Origin of the sequence: Sphingorhabdus sp. (genome assembly GCF_050921905.1) — a bacterium.
Lineage (GTDB): Bacteria > Pseudomonadota > Alphaproteobacteria > Sphingomonadales > Sphingomonadaceae > Sphingorhabdus_B.
Map to the genome: position 1 here is coordinate 499,525 of NZ_CP050888.1, position 14,745 is coordinate 514,269.

Genomic DNA, 14,745 nt, shown 5'->3' on the forward strand with positions numbered 1-14,745 from the left:
TTATTCCTCCCCAATGACTAAAGATGACACTGGGGGCTTCCCAAAGCGTAAAAGTCGTTCTTCAATGAGCATGATAATCTTGTTTGTTACCTCTGTTACATCCCGGAGTACGTCAATCGCGGGAATACGCAAGGTGTCGATGCGATGTGCCGCGAGCCATGCATCACGGGCAAGGTCGCGGGCGGCGCGAACGTCGGTGTCATGGGCCATGCCATCAACCTCAATCGCCAAATTGGCCCGCGCGCAGAAGAAATCTAGCACATAGGGCCCGGCAGGATGCTGCTTGCGGAATTTATGGCCCGATGGCGATGTTCGCAGATATTGCCATAACATGCGTTCGGGCTTGGTCAGTTCGCGGCGAAACTGCTTGGCGCGTTTAACCGATAAGGCAGATTTGCGCGGACGCACTAAGGCCCCTCCGTCAGTCCTGCGGACTGCCACCTCCCCATCGCAAGTCGATGGGGAGGATAGAGCAGGTAGCGCTAAACTCCTCCCCAATGACTTGCATTGGGGAGGTGGCGCGCTGGAGCGAAGCGGAAGCGTGACGGAGGGGCTGCTGACCGTGAGGCTTAAACATCCAATTTCCAATCCCAACCCAGTGGATCGCCGTCCATCACTTCAACGCCCTTGGCGATAAGGTCGTCGCGGATTGCGTCGGACTTGGCGAAGTCCTTGGCGGCGCGGGCCTCTTTGCGTGCGGCCAGGGCAGTTTCGATATCTTCCTCGGTGATGATGGCGGCTTTAGGCCGGACGCGGAGGTCCTGACGTGTGAGGGTCATAAGGTTAAGGCCAAGGACGTTGTCTGCCACTTCGATTGTAGCAAGTTGAACAGATGGTTCCAGATCTTTACCCGAGATAAAGGCGTCTAGTAAAACTAAGGCGCTAGAAGTGTTGAGGTCGTCATAAATTGTATCTTCGAACGCTGTGATAAATCCACCAACACCATAGTGGTTGGCGTCAATTGGAAAGTCAGGATTCCGTTGATTAGTTTCTTGTGGGAGCATGGCACGAAGCCGTTCAATGCTACCAATCATCCGCTTCAAACGTGTAAGTGTTCCGAACAATAAACCCCAACTAAACTCCAACTCGCTGCGGTAATGCGCTTGCAGGCACATCAGGCGGTAGGCGAGGGGGTGGAAGCCTTTGTCGATCAGCAATTGCAGGCGCAAGAATTCGCCGGATGATTTGCTCATCTTGCCGCTACGCTCGATCAGGAAGTTGTTGTGCATCCAAATGCGTGCGCCACTATCGGCACAGCCTTCATGCGCTTGATTTTGCGCGATTTCATTGGGGTGGTGGATTTCGCGATGGTCAATGCCGCCGGTGTGGATATCAAATGGCAGGCCGAGCAGCGCCTTTGACATGACCGAGCATTCCAGATGCCACCCCGGCGCGCCTTTGCCCCAAGGGGAATCCCACTCCATCTGCCGCGTTTCGCCCGCTGGCGTCTTGCGCCAAATGGCAAAGTCGGCGGCGTTGCGTTTGCCATCGACTTCTTCGATCCGCGCTTCGCCATCTTCGGTGACGGCGCGGGCCAAGCGGCCATATTCTGGCACGGTCGAAACATCGAAATACAGGCCGCTGTCGAGTATATAGCAATGCTTGTCGGATATGCTTTTGCCCCATTCAATCATTGCGTCGATATATTCGGTGGCTTTGGGGTGCGCGGGCTTGCGGATGTTCAGCCGTTCCAGATCGGCCTCAAAATCCGCTTGGTAAAAGGCGGCGATATCCCATGCGGACTTTCCTTGCGCTGCCGCCGCTTTCTCCATCTTGTCATCGCCCGCGTCGGCGTCGCTGGTCAGATGGCCAACATCGGTGATGTTGATGACATGGGTGAGCTTGTAGCCCTTATAGGAGAGCACGCGACCCAGCGTGTCGGCAAAGACATAAGCGCGCATATTGCCGATATGCTGGTAATTATACACCGTCGGCCCGCAGCTATACACCCGCGCTTCGCCGTCGTGAACGGGGGTGAAGGTTTCCAGTTGCCGGGTCAGGCTGTTGAAGAGGCGCAATTCTGTCATGCGCTGGCGATGGTGGAAATGGCGGCGGAGGTCAAGGTCTGGAAATACCCTCCCCATCGCAAGTCGATGGGGAGGAAGAGTGTGTTCGAGCGATATGGGATGGACAAACCGTTCCGGAAAACACCCCGTCGCACCAGCGCAGGCTGGCGCCTATCGCGTCTCTCGGTTTATACAAACTTCCGACGGGCTAGACCGAAAGGCGTGATAGGCCCCAGCCTTCGCTGGGGCGACGGGTTACTGGACTTTATCCTGCCCATCGACTTGCGATGGGGAGGGGGACCGTTCGCGCAGCGAATGGTAGAGGGGCCTCTTGACGTTCAATGCCCCTCCGTCATTCGAAGCTAAACGCTTCGACTGCCACCTCCCCATCGCCCTTCGACAGGCTCAGGATCGATGGGGAGGAAGAACGGTGCCGCTTACAAAATACGTTAAAACCCGTCCCAGCGTATCGCTTGATCAATCTCCACGCGGGGGACGGTGAAGTTGTTCACGGCGGCGTCGGCATCGCGATAGCCAATTGCCATGCCGCAGAAGAAGATATGTTCATCATCAATGTTCAACAATTCGCGCATCGTCGTGCCGTACATCGCCCAGATTTCCTGCGCGCAACTGTCGAGACCCTCTTCGCGCAGCAACAGCATCACGGTTTGCAGCCACATGCCCATGTCGGACCATTGCGGCGGGCCCATATATTTGGCCGTATAGGTGAATAATTGCACCGGCGCGCCAAAGCTGTCCCAGTTTTTCATCATCTGCGCAACGCGGCCAGCGCCGTCTTCGCGGGCGAGGCCAAGCGCGTCGAACATCGCCTTACCCACGCCGCGGCGTTGGTCTTCGTAGCGCCCCTCAAGGCCCTTGGGATAGATGTCATATTCATGGCCATCACCCATCGGCGCAGTGGCCGCTTTGGCCTTAATCTTGGCGGTCAGGTCAGCCAGCGGCGCACCTGTGAGGATCACAGCATTCCAAGGCTGCGTATTGCCGCCGGAGGGCGAACGCTGCGCCTTAGCAAGCACGCGTTCGAGGATAGCCTGATCGACAGGCTTATCCAGAAATTGCCGGACAGAGCGGCGGCTGGCGACGGCTTCGGTGACGTTCATCTCTTTTTCCCCGCAGGTTTAATCGTTTGATTAAATCATATAATGCGGCGTGCGAAAGGCAAGCTTATTCCTCGTCAAATAACCCCGCCAGTTGTTCAATCATCGTGCCGCCAAGCTGTTCGACGTCCATGATCGTCACCGCGCGTTTGTAATAGCGTGTGACATCATGGCCAATGCCGATGGCGACCAGTTGCACGGGGCTGCGGGTTTCGATCATTTCGATGACCTTGCGCAAATGCTGTTCAAGATAGCCGCCATGATTGACCGACAAGGTGCTGTCGTCCACGGGTGCGCCGTCGGAAATGACCATCAATATGCGGCGGTCTTCGGCGCGGGCGATCAGGCGGTTATGCGCCCAGAGCAAAGCCTCTCCGTCGATATTTTCTTTCAGCAACCCTTCGCGCATCATCAGGCCAAGATTGCGCTTGGCATGCCGCCATGGCTCATCGGCTTTTTTGTAGATGATATGGCGCAGGTCGTTGAGGCGGCCGGGCATGGGTTGGCGTCCGGCGGCGAGCCAGTCCTCGCGCGCTTGCCCGCCCTTCCACGCGCGGGTGGTGAAGCCCAATATTTCGGTTTTGACGCCGCACCGTTCCAAGGTGCGCGCCAATATGTCGGCGCTGATCGCGGCAATGCTAATGGGTCGTCCGCGCATCGAGCCGCTATTGTCGATGAGTAAGGTGACTACAGTATCGCGAAAATCGGTCTCGCGTTCGATTTTGTAGGACAAAGAGCTTCCCGGTGAGACAATCACGCGGGCAAGTCGTGCGGCGTCCAGCATGCCTTCTTCTTGGTCGAAATCCCAACTGCGGTTTTGTTGCGCCATCAGGCGGCGTTGCAGGCGGTTGGCGAGTTTTGTCACCACCGATTGCAGGTTCGACAATTGTTGGTCGAGATACGCGCGCAGCCGGTTCAGCTCTTCTTCGTCGGCAAGTTCGGTCGCGGTGATCGTCTCGTCAAATTTGGTCGACCAGATTTTATAATCGCTTTGCGGCAAATGGTCCCAATTGCGGCGCTGCGGCGTGACAGGTTGCATCCCGTCATCGCCCATTTCGCCGTCGGCGCCGTCCTGGATCATCCATATCTTCGCCGTCATAATCGGCCTCAGTCTCTTCGCCTTCGCCTTGTTGCGGCTCCGCGCGGGCTTCGGCTTGGCCAGCTTCGCCTTCGCCGTCATCTTCGCTGTCGCCCGTCTTGGTCTTGCGCATCCTCTGCATCAGTCGCCGCCTTCATCGGCATCGGACGGATCGACATCACCTTCGGTAAGGTTCAGATGCTCCAACATGGATTGAGTCAGCGCGGCAAAGGCGCTTTGATCATCCAGCGCAAGCGCCAGCGCATCAAGGTCACTACCGGCATTTTCCTCAATCCAACTGCGCAGCATATCAACGCCAGCGGCGGCACCGGCCGGCACGGGCGCGCCGGTCAGCCGTTCGCGCACGATCAGGGATAAGGCCGTGGAAATGGGCACTTCGTCAGGGGCTTGTGCGCGGGCAATCGGGTCAGGTGCGCATTTTGAGTTCAAGCGCATGGCCAAGGTTTGCCGCAATTCCCGCCATATTGCGCGAACCCAGCGCCTCAACCCGCGCATTTTCCACCGCGTCAAAGGCTGCGCCCGCAATGACTTCGGAAGGGCGCAATGCGGCGTGGCGGGCGGGGTTATGATGCTTCAACCTCAACGCAAAGCTGTCGGCAAAGCCACGCGCCTCGGCGACTTGATCGGGCGGAAGCAGACGGCCCGGCATGGGTACCTTGAAATTCTTGCCCGCCTGGCTTGGCGCATCGGCGGTGAAGGCCAGTTCTACCTCCGGCTCATGCGCGAGCGCACGGGCAGTGCCGGTCAACACTTGCTTAAATTGTTCCAGAGGGGTTTCGTTGGACATTAATCAGGCAATCTCTTGCACATCGCGGCAATGTCTTCCTTCGTCGGCTTTTCGGGCGCGCGCAGGGTGAATACATGTGCATCCTTGGTCGCCACGCGGTCCTGTGTGGTGCGTGCGCCGTTCACAACGGCGGCAAAATCCTTGCATACCGCAAAGCTGCGCAAATAATCACTATGGCCCGCGCCCCCGCCGGACACGTCGGTCGTGTCGATAATAGTGAATCCGGTTTTGGCAGGTTCGGTCTGATATTTTGACTTTGTCGCAAAGCAGCGTTGCGGCAGACCCTTTGCCTTTAGTTCCTGCGCCTCAAAGGGGTTGAAGCAAAATGGCGAGCCTAAGCGCGGATAGCCATGCACCGCGCGCGATAAGGCCAGCGCGCGGTCGCTGAGCGATGCATAGACGGTCACGCGCCGGTCATTGTTGACATCGCCGCGCGGCCAAGACTTCTTCAGCGATATCGCGTTCAAAATCTTCACGATCCATATCAGGTGATGCCAATATGATATTGGAAATATTGCTGGAATCGGCGTTGGTCGATGTGCGGTCAACATATTCAACCGCCGGAATTACAAGCCGCGCGCCAAGCGAATGGGACACGACGACGATCTCCTTGACCCACTCCGTCCGCGCCAATTTGGTCAGGAAATTGCGGAAATTGCGCTCGTCCCAATACATGTTGGTTTCATCAACAGCGTAGCTCAGCAAATTGCCTTGTGAGGGCCAGCTATAATGAATAATTGGCCCATCAAAATTGCTCATTGCGCCAATTTGCACCGCGTCGCGCGCCGTAGTTGCCAGCGTTTCGCGATAGCCATGCACATATAGCAGCACACGGCCCTTGCGCAGGTTCGTCGCATCGCGCAGGCCATTCCACCATGCATCTTCCGGTTGGAATGCAAGTGGCACAACCACTTGCGCATCGCCCTTCGCAGGCTTTATCTTTTGCGGTGGCGCAAAGCGGGCGTAACGCACGCGATCGGCCCTGTGATTGGTCAGGACGATAGTGTCGCCGCGGCAATCGGGCAGACGACTCGTGACAATGAAATGGTCCTTTCCGGCTATCGCGGCGCTGTCATTCTGCGCTGGATTGCAACGCGGATTTTCCGCCAGCGTGCTGTGCGGCACATCGCCATATGCGACGGCCACGGTGCAACCAGACAGGAGTATTGGCAAAAGCAGGAGAGAGAGTTTACGCATCACTTGCGCTTGGCGTTCGCCGCATGCCATGCCTTTACCGCGTTCAGCGCTCCGGAAACATGGCCCTTCACGCCAAGCTGCGAATAGGCAAACAACACCTTGCCATCAGGCGCGATGACATAGGTCGTGCGGTTGGTGCCTCCCATCATGGGCAGGCTGACTTTATAGTCCTTGATCATGGGCTTGGTCGCGATACCGACCATGAATTTGTTGCGGCAGGCCTCAACCGAAAAACGCTTTAGCGTTTCCAGATTATCCGCCGACATGCCCACAATTGACGCGCCATAAGCGGCAAAGTCATCGGCAGCTTCGGAAAATTCATGCGCCTCAACGGTGCAGCCTGACGTGAACGCTTTGGGATAAAAATACAGCACTACTGGCCCGTTTTTCAAAGCCTTGTTCAGGTTGAAAGTGTCGGCCTTGCCGGCCAGCACGGCTTGCGTCGTGAAATCGGTTGCGCGTGTCCCGGGTTTCAACGCGGCAAATGCCGGTGATGCCGACAGCATGAGCGCGAGAGCCAGTGCGAAGCGTTTCATAATGCGTTCCTTCAACTGAGGCGGCGAAATAGCCGGTAGTTACTTTGTTTTGCCAACGACGCTTTCTGGCAGATCTTGTCCAAAAACGCGCTGATAATATTCGGCGACCAAGGCGCGTTCCGCGTCATCGCATTTGTTGAGGAATGACAGGCGGAAGGCAAAGCCGACATTTTTGAAAATCGCGCTGTTCTGCGCCCAGGTGATGACCGTACGCGGGCTCATGACCGTCGAGATATCGCCGTTGATGAAACCTTGGCGGGTCATTTCGGCAACCTTTACCATATTGGCGACAGTAGCAGCGTCAGTGCCCGAGGCCTTTGCCAAAACGATTTCGCCTTCAACCTGCGCAGGTAGATAGTTCAGGCCAACGACAATGTTCCAGCGGTCCATCTGGCCCTGGTTAATCGCTTGCGTGCCATGATACAGGCCGCTGGTATCGCCAAGCCCCACCGTGTTGGCGGTGGCAAATAAACGGAAATAGGGGTTAGGGCGAATGACGCGGTTTTGGTCGAGCAGGGTCAGCTTACCTTCGGTTTCCAACACGCGCTGGATCACGAACATCACGTCAGGGCGGCCAGCATCATATTCGTCGAACACCAATGCCGTCGGCGTCTGCAACGCCCAAGGCAACAGGCCTTCGCGGAATTCGGTCACTTGCTGCCCGTCACGCAAAACAATGGCATCGCGGCCAATAAGGTCGATACGGCTGATATGCGCGTCCAAGTTGATGCGGATGCAGGGCCATTTCAGACGCGCCGCTACCTGTTCAATATGCGTGGATTTACCCGTGCCGTGATAGCCTTGCACCATCACGCGGCGGTTATAAGCAAAGCCAGCAAGGATCGCGAGGGTGGTGTCGGGGTCAAAGACATAGCTGTCATCGGTGTCTGGCACACGTTCGTCGGCAATAGAGAAAGCGGGGCATTCCATATCCACATCAATGCCGAACAATGCGCGCACGCTGACCATTTTGTCAGGGGCGGCGATGATGGTCGCGTCGCGGCTGTCGGGTTGGATATTTGGGATGTCAGTCATGTTATTCTCGTCAAATGAAAGCGGGCGAAGATTTAAGGTGCGTATAGGCAGCAATCACGTCTTGCAAAGCCTTTTCATAGGAGCGGTTGCCGCCATTTTTGTCCGGATGATACGCGCGCACCTTCGCCGAATAGGCGCTACGCAAGGCGCGGCGATCGGCATCCTCGCCAAGCCCTAGCGTCCGCAACGCTTTGCGGTCCTCCAGCGACAGAAAATGGCCATCGGCACGCTCTTTGGGTAGGCGCGACCGGAACCGGGTGGAGATAGCATCCAGCGGGTCCTTAAAATCCGACCATTTCGGCGGCGAATCGACATTGCCATTGGCGCGAAAGGCGCGGGTTTCACTTGGCCAGAATTGCACCGGGCTTTGCGCCATGGAAATTTCGTCGGCGGTCATGCCCGCAAACCAATTATAGCCCGCGTTAAACTGCCGCACATGGTCAAGGCAGAGATATTGATAGTCGCCGGGGCCGTTGGCCGACGCGGCTTGTCCTTTCGGATCAGGCGCGCGAAATTCCCCCGCTTCGCGGCAGCGTGGATAGGCGCATGGCCGCCCGCCCCCTCGAATGCGGCCGTGAAATCGGTCAGTGGAACGGTCGGAGGCCATGATTTTCCTTGGCGAAAAACCTGCCATATGGGAAGAGGAGGTCATGAAAAAAGGTCCTGCACATGTTGAAATGGAAATGCTGCTTGTAAAAGCATTCGCGCCAACCCGCCTTGCCGTCATCAACGACAGCGCCAAGCATCACGGCCATAGCGGCGATGACGGGTCCGGTGAATCCCACTTTACTGTTGAAATCGAAAGCGCGGCCTTTGCTGGCGTAAACCGTGTGATGCGGCAGCGCATGGTGAACAAGGCGCTCGGCGATATTCCCGGAACGCGCGTCCATGCGCTGGCCATCAAGGCTATTGCACCCGGCGAGATTTAGCTATTCTAAGGAACTAGAAAATCGGCCCATAAAGGAGATGAATATATGCCTAAATTGACTCAAGCAGTTCTTTTGGCGGCTTTATGCGCTTCCCCTGCTTTTGCCGCCGACACAAAGACGAACCGACCTAAGGTGTACACCGACATTGTCGCGTGTCGCGCTGTGGCCGAAGCCACCGCGCGTCTTGCATGCTTCGATGCGGCAACCAAGGCATTGGAAGATGCCACCGACAACCGCCAGATTGTCATGCTGGACCAAAATGATGTGCGCAAAACTAAAAAGTCTTTGTTCGGTTTCTCCTTACCGAAAATTCCGTTTTTTGGTGAAAGCGACGCAGAGCAGGAAGCAGAATTCAAACAAGTCGAAGGCGAATTGGCGGGCGTGAAGTCCATAGGAGCCGGTAAATACCAATTCACCGTCAAGGATGCAGGGGTGTGGCAGACGACGGAGGCAACACCCTTGCTTTTGAAGGACGGTAAAGCCTTTGTTATCAAACGCGGCTCGCTTGGCAGCTTCATGCTGGTGATGAACGGCCGGGGCATCCGCGTGAAGCGGGTCAGCTAAACAACAAGGCCAAAGACATGATCGACCTGACCCCGCACCGCCTGTCGCTTTCGACGGGCATAGACATGGATGTATTTACGGCCGGTGATCCTAAGAATCCGGCGATTATCTTCTTGCACGGCTTTCCCGAATCGCACCGCACATGGCGGCACCAGATCGCGCATTTCGCCGACCGTTTTTACTGCATCGCGCCCGATCAGCGCGGCTATCGCGGGACGTCAAAGCCGCAGGAGGTCGACGCCTATACGGCGGACAAGCTGACCGCCGATATCTTTGCACTGGCCGATGCGTTGCATGTGCAGCAATTCATCATCGCTGGCCATGACTGGGGTGGGGCGATTGCGTGGAGCGTTGCGTTGAATGGGCAAGCCGGCGCGCTCAATCCCGATTGGGCGGGGCGTGTGCCGCGCGCGATTATCGCCAATGCGCCGCATCCCTATATTTTCCAGAATTTGTTGATTACCGACATGAACCAGCGTGAGTCGAGCCAATATATTCGCGCCTTTCGCGATCCGGCGAACGACCTGTTGGTGCAGGAACAGGGCCTGACCGGACTATTGTTGAAGACGATCAAATGGGACAAGCCAAATGCGATGGAACCCGAAGAACGCGCCGCATTATTGGCCGATTGGACCGACCGTGACGCCTGTTTCGGAATGCTCAACTGGTACCGTGCGTCTGCGCTTTATGTGCCTGCGATGGACGAGGATGCCGAAATCCCGGCCTTTGCCGCGGGCGCGTTTCCGAAACTGATGATCCCGACATTGATTATATGGGCGATGGATGACCTGGCTTTGCCGCCGAGCAACATTGATGGCATAAAAGAGCTTGTGCCCGATGTAACAATCGTGCCCGTCGAAAATTGCGGACATTTCGTGATTTGGGAACAACCCGATGCCGTGAACGCGGCGATGGACGCATTCCTGCGCTAATCGCCGCGCCAGTCTATCCACGCACCATGGGCATGCGCTTCGGCCAACACATGCCAGTCGTCGGGGCCAAGCCAATATTTGACCGATAGCTCATGCTTGAAAGTCTCGCGATTGGTTTCCAGCATGATCCAGGCGAGCGGTTGTTCGGACGTTGCCTTTTGTCCAGCGGCTTCAATGGCTGCGCGGATTTTCTGACGCCGGTCCTGGGGGATATATTGCCACACAATCGAATGGTTGAATATGCGGACGACATAAGGGTCTTGTGGAGCAGATAGGCGCTCCAACACCCAGTCAAGCGCATCGGCCTTTACAACATTGGGTGGTTGCACAGCGGCAAGAGCAATCGCGGTGTCCATGCGTGCCATCCGATCCAGATTTTCAGGCCAGACATAGCTTTTTACGCGCATTGCGGAAGCGGGGTCGGATAAATCAATGGGGGCCTGATCACAGCCATGAATGTGGGTGATCGTTACCGGCGACTCAGTTGGCGGCGGGCCGCGCCAATCGGGCCTTATACGCATCGGAGAATTTTCTGGCCCCACGCTGACGCCGCCTAAGTCATAATGATAACGGTCCATCATGCTATTGATGCCCGCGCTCGCGCCCAGTTCATTCAGTTCAAATTGCGTTCCGATTTTGGGTGATAGCCACAGCAAAGCGGCCATGAAGTTGGCGGAACGCCCGACTTCGTTGGTTTGGGGCGGACCATCCAGCCATGGCAATAATCGCGCATCATGGTCATGCGTAATTGCGGCGATGATGGCGTCGACTTCGGCCTGATCCGTCACTTCGCCGCGATAAATTCGTCCCAAGCGATCATCTGCGCCCGTCAGGTGCAGATGGTGAAGCCCGCCCGCGAGCCGCAATGGCAGGGCATCCTCCAGTGGCAGCCCCGGCCAGTTGGCAATGCGCTGTCCGACCATATTTTCGCCTTGCATGAGCGCAAGCTGCGCCTCGACAATCCGCGCTGTCACGGGCGCGTCGTTGCGGCGGCAATGTTCGGCTTGCACCCTCATGCCCTCCGCCACATGCGCATCATCCATCACGCCGCGTCCAAAATCATCCGATGCTATATTTTCTGCCATATTGCCCTTTCCGCCCGCGACCCGTAAAGCGCGGTCATTGTGACCGAACCAATCATCTTTGCAATCCCCAAGGGACGGATTCTTGACGAGGCTTTGCCGTTAATGCAGGCGGCCGGTATAGAGCCTGAAGCGGCGTTTTTCGACGACGCCAGCCGTGCGCTTTTGTTCGGGACCAACGATCCAGCGATCAGTATCATTCGCGTACGCGCGTTCGATGTGGCGACCTTTGTTGCCCATGGCGCGGCGCAGATTGGCATTGTTGGTTCGGACGTTATCGATGAATTTGATTATTCGGAACTCTATGCGCCCGTGGACTTGGGCATTGGCCGTTGCCGCATATCGGTGGCGATGCCGCACGGCGTGCCCGATGATGTCAATGGCGGGCATATTCGTGTGGCCACCAAATATCCCGGCACGACCAGCCGTTATTATCACGCGCGCGGCATTCAGGCGGAATGTGTGAAGTTGAATGGCGCGATGGAACTTGCCCCTTCGCTTGGGCTTTCGGGGCGGATTGTGGATCTGGTGTCGTCGGGCAAGACGCTCGCCGAAAATGGCCTCGTCGAAACGGCGGTCATTTCCCAAGTGTCGGCGCGGCTGATCGTCAACCGCGCTGCGTATAAGATGATGAGCGGGACTATTCCGGCTATGGTGCAACGTTTCCGAGAATTGACGGGCGCCCGTGCAGCGGCTTGATTCCTCCGAGTTTGGTTTTGTGGATGCATTTGACGCGTTGGTAAATGGTCGGCGTGAGGCGGACGCCGATGTGTCGAGCGCCGTGGCGCAAACGATTCGCGATGTGCGCGCACATGGCGATGTGACGCTGGCTGAAATGACGCAACGCTTTGACGGTTTTAACCTAAACGAAGCAGGGTGGCAGATTGACGCGGCGCAGTGCAAAGCGGCCTATGACGCGCTCGAGCCTGAGCTGCGTGACGCGCTGACGCTCGCGGCGAAACGGATTGAGGCCTATCACAAGGCGCAATTGCCAGAGGACCGCGATTATCGTGACAGTGACAATGTGCGGCTTGGTGCGCGCTGGTCGGCGGTTGATGCGGCGGGGGTCTATGTCCCCGGTGGCCGTGCGGCGTACCCATCATCGGTGTTGATGAACGCGATTCCCGCTAAGGTGGCTGGGGTGGAGCGCATTGTCATGGTCACGCCAACACCCGGCGGCGAGACCAACCAGACCGTAATGGCCGCCGCGCATGTGGCTGGTGTGGATGAAATCTGGCGCGTCGGAGGCGCGCAGGCGATTGCGGCGCTTGCCTATGGAACCGCGCACATTCGGGCCGTAGATGTCATCACGGGCCCCGGCAATGCATGGGTGGCCGAGGCTAAACGGCAGCTTTATGGTGTGGTTGGCATCGACATGGTTGCCGGGCCGTCCGAGATCGTCGTGGTGGCCGATGCCCAAAATGACCCCGAATGGATTGCCGCCGATTTGTTAAGTCAGGCCGAACATGACCCGACCAGCCAGTCGATATTGTTCACGGACAATGCCGAATTTGCTGACCAAGTATCAGCCGCAGTTGACGCGCAAATTGCGACGCTGTCCACGGGCGCGGTTGCGCGGGCCAGTTGGACGGACTTTGGCGCGATTATCGTGGTCGCTGATCTGGAAGGCGCAATGCCTTTGGTCAACCGGCTGGCGGCGGAGCATTTGGAGCTGGCGGTCGATGATGACCGCGCCGAGCGACTGTTTGACCTCGTCCGCCACGCGGGATCGGTATTTTTGGGCCGTATGACGCCCGAGGCGATTGGCGATTATGTCGCCGGACCAAATCATGTATTGCCCACCGGACGGCGCGCGCGCTTTGCGTCTGGCCTGTCGGTGCTCGATTTCATGAAGCGGACCAGCTTCATCGCGCTCGATCAACAGGCTATCAACAGCATCGGTCCGGCGGCGGCAACGCTTGCCGATGCCGAAGGTTTACCCGCCCATGCGGCGAGTGTCAGGAAAAGATTATGAGTGCCCATAACGCCAGTGCCAAATCCAAATCGCGATCGGCGGCGCGGCTTGCGTCGGTGCAGGCGCTATATCAAATGGATATGGAAGACATCGGCATTGCCCGTCTGCTGAATGAATTTCATTCGCACCGGCTGGGTCAGGAAATCGAAGACGCCCAATATGCCGATGCCGACCCCGATTTCTTCGATGATGTTGTCTCGGGCGTTGATGCGCGGCGCGCAGAAATCGACGAACGTGTCGATGGCAAACTTGGTGAAAAATGGAAGATGGACCGTCTGGACAAGACGATGCTCCAGATATTACGTTGCGGCACCTATGAATTGATTGCCCGGCCAGATGTACCCACCGCGACGGTCATCGACGAATATCTCGACGTCGCCCATGCGTTTTTTGACAAGAAGGACGCGAAGTTCGTCAATGGCTTGTTGGACGCCGTTGCAAAGGACGTACGCGCCCGCTGAACGGCGCTGTCCTGAATATAGTTCTGCATGTCCTCGCAATGCGGTAACGTTTCCCTATGACCACCGAATCCAGCTTCATCAACCTCTTGCGTGGTTTTGCCACTGACCCAGCGGCGCGTGGGTTAATGGATGACGTTGCGGTGATCGACATCGGCGATGCGGCGTTGATTATCACGCATGACATGATGGCAGAGGGCGTGCATTTCCGGTCAAACGCCAATCCAGCCGACGTCGCGTGGAAGTTATTGGCATCGAACCTGTCTGATTTGGCTGCAAAGGGCGCAGCGCCCATGGGTGTCCTGCTTGGCTTCATGCTGGGTGACGATGCATGGGACAGGGCATTTGCCGCTGGGTTGGAAAAGGCGCTGGCGCATTATAACGTCGTTTTGCTTGGCGGAGATACCGTTGCCAATCGCGGCGATAAGCGGGCGCTTGGGCTGACCGCTTTGGGCAGGGCAACCCATCGCCCCGTGCCATCGCGATCCGGCGCGCAAATTGGCGACATAGTATATGTGACGGGGACGCTCGGCGATGCCTTGGCTGGATTTGAGCTCATTGACGCTGGTTTTGATGAGGTTGGGCCGCTGGCCGATGCGTTTAACCGGCCAGTCGCGCGGGTGGCCGACGGCCAAAAGCTTGCGCCGATTGTCACCGCGATGATGGATGTGTCGGATGGTTTGCTGCTCGATGCCGAACGATTGGCGACTGCCAGCCAGATTGGCATAGAAATTGACCTTGCGTGTGTGCCCTTGTCGCCGCTCTATATCAGCTATCGCACAGACAGCCTTGAAAGCCGGTTGCAGGCGGCAAGCTGGGGCGATGATTATCAATTGCTGTTTACCGCGCGGCCAGAACTGCCGCTGCCCGTGCAAGCAACCGCCATTGGCTGTGTATTATCCGGCGGCGGTCTCACCTTAAAAGACGGCGCGATTCCGGTAAAATTGCCGCCGATGCTCGGTTATCAACATCAATAAGCCAAACCGGCCCACAAGGCCGTTTTTATGGGTTGCGTCATACTGCAAAG

The 14,745-nt window shown here is 57.2% G+C and carries 16 protein-coding genes and 1 pseudogene; 7 read left to right on the plus strand and 10 right to left on the minus strand.

The window, feature by feature from the left end; all coding sequences use genetic code 11:
* The 9 genes and pseudogenes from HEQ18_RS02410 to HEQ18_RS02450 all read right to left on the minus strand — a co-directional run bounded on the left by HEQ18_RS02410 (window position 1) and on the right by HEQ18_RS02450 (window position 8,385).
* Entirely contained in the window at window positions 1–408 is a 408-nt protein-coding gene (locus HEQ18_RS02410) for an endonuclease domain-containing protein (protein ID WP_432815381.1), read from the minus strand.
* A gap of 161 nt (window positions 409–569) precedes the next feature.
* Entirely contained in the window at window positions 570–2,027 is a 1,458-nt protein-coding gene (gene cysS, locus HEQ18_RS02415; protein ID WP_432815382.1) for a cysteine--tRNA ligase, read from the minus strand.
* Window positions 2,028–2,455: 428 nt separating this feature from the next.
* Window positions 2,456–3,127 (minus strand): nitroreductase, encoded by a 672-nt coding sequence (locus HEQ18_RS02420; RefSeq protein ID WP_432815383.1) that lies wholly within the window; start codon window positions 3,125–3,127, stop codon window positions 2,456–2,458.
* Between the two features lie 64 nt (window positions 3,128–3,191).
* Window positions 3,192–5,010: pseudogene (gene cobT, locus HEQ18_RS02425) on the minus strand (cobaltochelatase subunit CobT).
* The gene (locus HEQ18_RS02430; protein ID WP_432816029.1) at window positions 5,010–5,486 is read right to left on the minus strand and encodes a hypothetical protein; all 477 of its coding nucleotides are present in this window, start codon (window positions 5,484–5,486) and stop codon (window positions 5,010–5,012) included. The pseudogene cobT and the gene HEQ18_RS02430 overlap by 1 nt, the downstream one beginning before the upstream one ends.
* Complete coding sequence (locus HEQ18_RS02435) at window positions 5,425–6,207, minus strand: alpha/beta hydrolase (protein ID WP_432815384.1); 783 nt, start codon at window positions 6,205–6,207, stop codon at window positions 5,425–5,427. Before HEQ18_RS02435 ends, HEQ18_RS02430 begins: the two co-directional genes overlap by 62 nt.
* On the minus strand, window positions 6,207–6,743 hold the full coding sequence (locus HEQ18_RS02440) for a peroxiredoxin (RefSeq protein WP_397605019.1): 537 nt from the start codon (window positions 6,741–6,743) through the stop codon (window positions 6,207–6,209). The genes HEQ18_RS02435 and HEQ18_RS02440 overlap by 1 nt, the downstream gene beginning before the upstream one ends.
* Window positions 6,744–6,782: 39 nt before the next feature.
* Window positions 6,783–7,778 (minus strand): cobaltochelatase subunit CobS, encoded by a 996-nt coding sequence (gene cobS / locus HEQ18_RS02445; protein WP_397605018.1) that lies wholly within the window; start codon window positions 7,776–7,778, stop codon window positions 6,783–6,785.
* 10 nt (window positions 7,779–7,788) lie between these two features.
* The gene (locus tag HEQ18_RS02450) at window positions 7,789–8,385 is read right to left on the minus strand and encodes a J domain-containing protein (RefSeq protein ID WP_432815385.1); all 597 of its coding nucleotides are present in this window, start codon (window positions 8,383–8,385) and stop codon (window positions 7,789–7,791) included.
* A gap of 43 nt (window positions 8,386–8,428) precedes the next feature.
* On the opposite strand from HEQ18_RS02450, the gene HEQ18_RS02455 reads away from it, so the two are divergent.
* Genes HEQ18_RS02455 through HEQ18_RS02465 form a run of 3 tightly spaced genes read left to right on the plus strand, consistent with a single transcriptional unit; the run spans window position 8,429 to window position 10,203 of the window.
* Window positions 8,429–8,707 carry a BolA family protein gene (locus tag HEQ18_RS02455; protein ID WP_397605016.1) on the plus strand — a complete coding sequence of 93 codons (279 nt, stop codon included), beginning with the start codon at window positions 8,429–8,431 and terminating at the stop codon, window positions 8,705–8,707.
* 45 nt (window positions 8,708–8,752) lie between these two features.
* Window positions 8,753–9,271, plus strand: a complete 519-nt coding sequence (locus HEQ18_RS02460) for a hypothetical protein (RefSeq protein ID WP_397605015.1) — start codon at window positions 8,753–8,755, stop codon at window positions 9,269–9,271.
* 17 nt (window positions 9,272–9,288) lie between these two features.
* Entirely contained in the window at window positions 9,289–10,203 is a 915-nt protein-coding gene (locus HEQ18_RS02465) for an alpha/beta fold hydrolase (RefSeq protein ID WP_432815386.1), read from the plus strand.
* Here HEQ18_RS02465 and HEQ18_RS02470 read toward each other — a convergent pair.
* Complete coding sequence (locus HEQ18_RS02470; protein ID WP_432815387.1) at window positions 10,200–11,288, minus strand: DUF2332 domain-containing protein; 1,089 nt, start codon at window positions 11,286–11,288, stop codon at window positions 10,200–10,202. The two genes, HEQ18_RS02465 and HEQ18_RS02470, sit on opposite strands and share 4 nt — an antisense overlap.
* A gap of 39 nt (window positions 11,289–11,327) precedes the next feature.
* Here HEQ18_RS02470 and hisG point away from each other — a divergent pair, with 39 nt between their 5' ends.
* From hisG to thiL, 4 genes are read left to right on the plus strand one after another with little or no spacing between them, the layout of a single operon-like run.
* The gene (gene hisG, locus HEQ18_RS02475; RefSeq protein WP_397605012.1) at window positions 11,328–11,984 is read left to right on the plus strand and encodes an ATP phosphoribosyltransferase; all 657 of its coding nucleotides are present in this window, start codon (window positions 11,328–11,330) and stop codon (window positions 11,982–11,984) included.
* Window positions 11,971–13,260, plus strand: a complete 1,290-nt coding sequence (gene hisD / locus HEQ18_RS02480; protein WP_432815388.1) for a histidinol dehydrogenase — start codon at window positions 11,971–11,973, stop codon at window positions 13,258–13,260. The genes hisG and hisD overlap by 14 nt, the downstream gene beginning before the upstream one ends.
* Window positions 13,257–13,721, plus strand: coding sequence for a transcription antitermination factor NusB (nusB, locus tag HEQ18_RS02485; protein WP_296200558.1), 465 nt, complete (start codon window positions 13,257–13,259; stop codon window positions 13,719–13,721). The genes hisD and nusB overlap by 4 nt, the downstream gene beginning before the upstream one ends.
* 56 nt (window positions 13,722–13,777) lie before the next feature.
* Window positions 13,778–14,695: a thiamine-phosphate kinase gene (thiL, locus tag HEQ18_RS02490; RefSeq protein ID WP_432815389.1), complete on the plus strand. Its 918-nt coding sequence runs from the start codon at window positions 13,778–13,780 to the stop codon at window positions 14,693–14,695.
* Window positions 14,696–14,745 lie beyond the last annotated feature (50 nt).